Source organism: Aeromicrobium sp., assembly GCF_036675695.1.
Classification (GTDB): domain Bacteria; phylum Actinomycetota; class Actinomycetes; order Propionibacteriales; family Nocardioidaceae; genus Aeromicrobium.
This window is the reverse complement of record NZ_JAKFEL010000133.1, coordinates 1-2,759: the sequence shown is the minus strand read 5'-3', so window position 1 is coordinate 2,759 and position 2,759 is coordinate 1. Positions and strand designations below refer to the sequence as shown.

General features: G+C 66.0%; 3 protein-coding genes. 1 reads left to right on the top strand and 2 read right to left on the bottom strand.

The annotated features are described in order from the left end of the window. Positions 1-163 precede the first annotated feature (163 nt). Positions 164-1,120, top strand: a complete 957-nt coding sequence (locus V6M39_RS08600) for a thiamine-phosphate kinase (RefSeq protein ID WP_332643406.1) — start codon at positions 164-166, stop codon at positions 1,118-1,120. Positions 1,121-1,122: 2 nt separating this feature from the next. Here V6M39_RS08600 and V6M39_RS08595 read toward each other — a convergent pair whose 3' ends face one another. Beyond that, complete coding sequence (locus V6M39_RS08595) at positions 1,123-2,541, bottom strand: amidase (RefSeq protein WP_332643405.1); 1,419 nt, start codon at positions 2,539-2,541, stop codon at positions 1,123-1,125. Positions 2,542-2,593: 52 nt separating this feature from the next. Beyond that, a partial coding sequence (gene rpmB, locus V6M39_RS08590; RefSeq protein ID WP_332643407.1) for a 50S ribosomal protein L28 occupies positions 2,594-2,759 on the bottom strand: 166 nt, incomplete at its 5' end.

Sequence of the window (2,759 nt, the reverse complement as noted above, 5' to 3'; positions counted from 1 at the left end):
TATGTCTGCAATCGCCCGGGCGACATCGGCCGCTTTGCCGACCTCGGTCTGGACGAGGATGTAGGCCTGAACAGCCATCGTGAAACTCCTTCGTGGGGGCGAGACTTGCCACGGTATCCGATGGGTCCCGCGTCCGACCCGCTACCTGCGCCACAATGCCCCTATGGACTCTGGTGCGGGTGGTGAACCGACAGTCGGCGAGGTTGGCGAATTCGGGCTGATCGAACTGATCCGCAAGGGCATCGGCACCAGCAAGAACGTGTTGATCGGGCCCGGCGATGACGCCGCGCATCTGGCAACCGCTGACGGCAACGTCCTCGTCTCGACCGACCTGCTGGTCGAGAACCGGCACTTCCGTCGCGACTGGTCGAGCCCGTACGAGATCGGTCGCAAGGCGGCCGCATGCAACCTTTCGGACATCAATGCCATGGGTGGTGTGGCGACGGGGCTGACGATCGGCTTCGGGGCTCCCGCCGACCTGCCGGTGTCGTGGGCGGTCGAGATGGTACGTGGGTTCGAGGAGGAATGCTCCAAGGTCGGCGCACACATCATTGGCGGTGACGTCACGGCGTCCGACCTGATCGTCCTTGCGGTGACCGCGCTCGGCGACGCCATACGACCGGTGCGTCGCGATGGGGCGCTGCCGGGCGACGTTGTCGCGTTCGCAGGCCAGCTCGGTCTCGCCGGTGCCGGTTTCGCGGCGCTCAGTCGCGGCTTCCGCTCGCCGCGGGCAGCCGTGGATGCGCACCGAATCCCCAGCCCGCCGTACGCGGCTGGACCGCAAGCTGCGAATGCCGGCGCGACGGCGATGACGGATGTGAGTGATGGGCTGCTCGCAGACCTCGGTCACATCGCCGAGTCCAGCGGAGTCGCCATTGACGTGACCTCTTCAGCCTTCACGCTTCCCGAGCCGGTTGTGACGGTCGGCGAAGCCCTCGGCACTGACGGCACGGCGTTCATCCTCACGGGCGGCGACGACTACGCGCTGGTCGCGACGTTCAGCTCCGAGACGACCCTGCCGAAGGGTTGGACTCAAATCGGCGTCGTCTCCGATGGTTCGGGTGTCACCGTCGACGGCAAGCCGTACGAAGGCCCAGCGGGCCACCAACACTGGCGCTGAGCTCAACCCTGGATCTTGGCGAAGGGCTGGGCAGCTTCGAGCTCGTACGCGATCTCCAGGAGCGTCTGCTCGTCACCATGATCGGCCGAGATGTGGATGCCGATCGGCATGTCGGCAGACGAACGACCCAGCGGCAGCGAGATGGCCGGACCACCCGAGGCGTTGTTGAGCGGCGTGAACGCTGCGTACTGGATCAGGCGCTCGAAGACGACGGGGAAGTCGACGGCGGGGGACAGGTGGCCCAGCTCGGGCGTGACATACGCAAGCGTCGGCGACAGGATCACGTCGACGTCCGCGAAGGCCTGGTGATAGATCTGCGTCGACCGCTTCAGGCCACGGATCGCAGCTGGTGTACGCCAGGCGTTGCGCTTGAAGGTCTTGGCGAGCCCGCGCGTGAACGGATCGGTGAGGGTCTTGTCGAAGTCGGGGCTCATGACCCGCTTGCCGAAGTGTTGTGTCGAGAACGCCAGCATCGCCCAGTAGTGCTTGAAGTCGTTCATGAACTTCTGGTCGACCGGGAGCTCAACCTCCACGACGTCGTGGCCAAGCGAGGTGAGCAGGCCGGCGGTGTGCTCGACAGCCTTGCGGGTGTCGTCATCGGTGGGAACGCCGGTGATCGAGTCGACGATCAAACCGATCTTCAGACGTCGGTCCGAGGGACCTTCGACGAGTCCGAGCTTTGGCAGGCCGACAGCGGGGTGGTGTGCCTGCGTAGCGGCCATGAAATGCGCCGTATCGCGTACGGATCGGGTCACGACACCGTTGGAGATGATGTCGACGGGCAGCTTGGCTGCCTCAAGCGCGGGTACGACTCGACCTCGCGTGGGCTTGAGGCCGACGAGACCGCATGCCGCGGCGGGGATACGGATCGAGCCGCCGCCGTCGTTGGCGTGGGCGATCGGTACGACGCCGGAGGCGACGAGCGCTGCGGCGCCGCCTGAGGAGGCGCCGGCCGAGTAGCCCGTGTTCCACGGGTTGCGGGTCGGCGGCAGCGTCGCGTACTCGGTGCTGGCGTTGAAGCCGAACTCGGGCATCGTCGACTTGCCGAGCACGGTCACTCCGGCAGCGAGGAACTGCTCGGTGAACGGCTCATGTGCGGTTGCCACGCGTGACTTCACCGCGAGCGAGCCCTGGTCTGTGGTGAGGCCCTCGAAATGGGTGTTGTCCTTGACGAAGCTGGGCACGCCTGACAGGAGTCCGGGAGCGGGGTTGTCGGCGGCCTTCAGCGCCCGATCGAAGTCGGGTACTTGAATGGCGTTGATGGCCGGGTTGACGGCCTCGGCGCGGGCGATCGCGGCCTCTGCGGCTTCGCGCGCGCTGATGGTGCCTGCAGCAATGGCAGCGGCGATCCCGACTGCGTCGAGGTCGCCGAGAGCGTCATCGGTGAAGGCGTGTACTCGGGAGTTGGTCTCGTTGGTCACGAGAAGACTCTAGACGGCGATCCGTGGGACCACCGGAGTACAACGAAACGAGTTAGCGGCTGACCTTGCCGGCCTTGAGGCACGACGTGCAGACATTGACGCGCTTCGGGGTGCCCTCAACCACAGCGCGTACACGCTGGATGTTGGGATCGAAACGACGCTTCGTGCGTCGGTGCGAGTGGGAGACGTTGTGGCCGAAGCCAGGTCCCTTGCCGCAC

Excerpts from the sequence above, each read along its gene's own strand:
- V6M39_RS08600 (WP_332643406.1), top strand. The coding sequence starts at position 164 with ATGGACTCTGGTGCGGGTGGTGAACCGACAGTCGGCGAGGTTGGCGAA.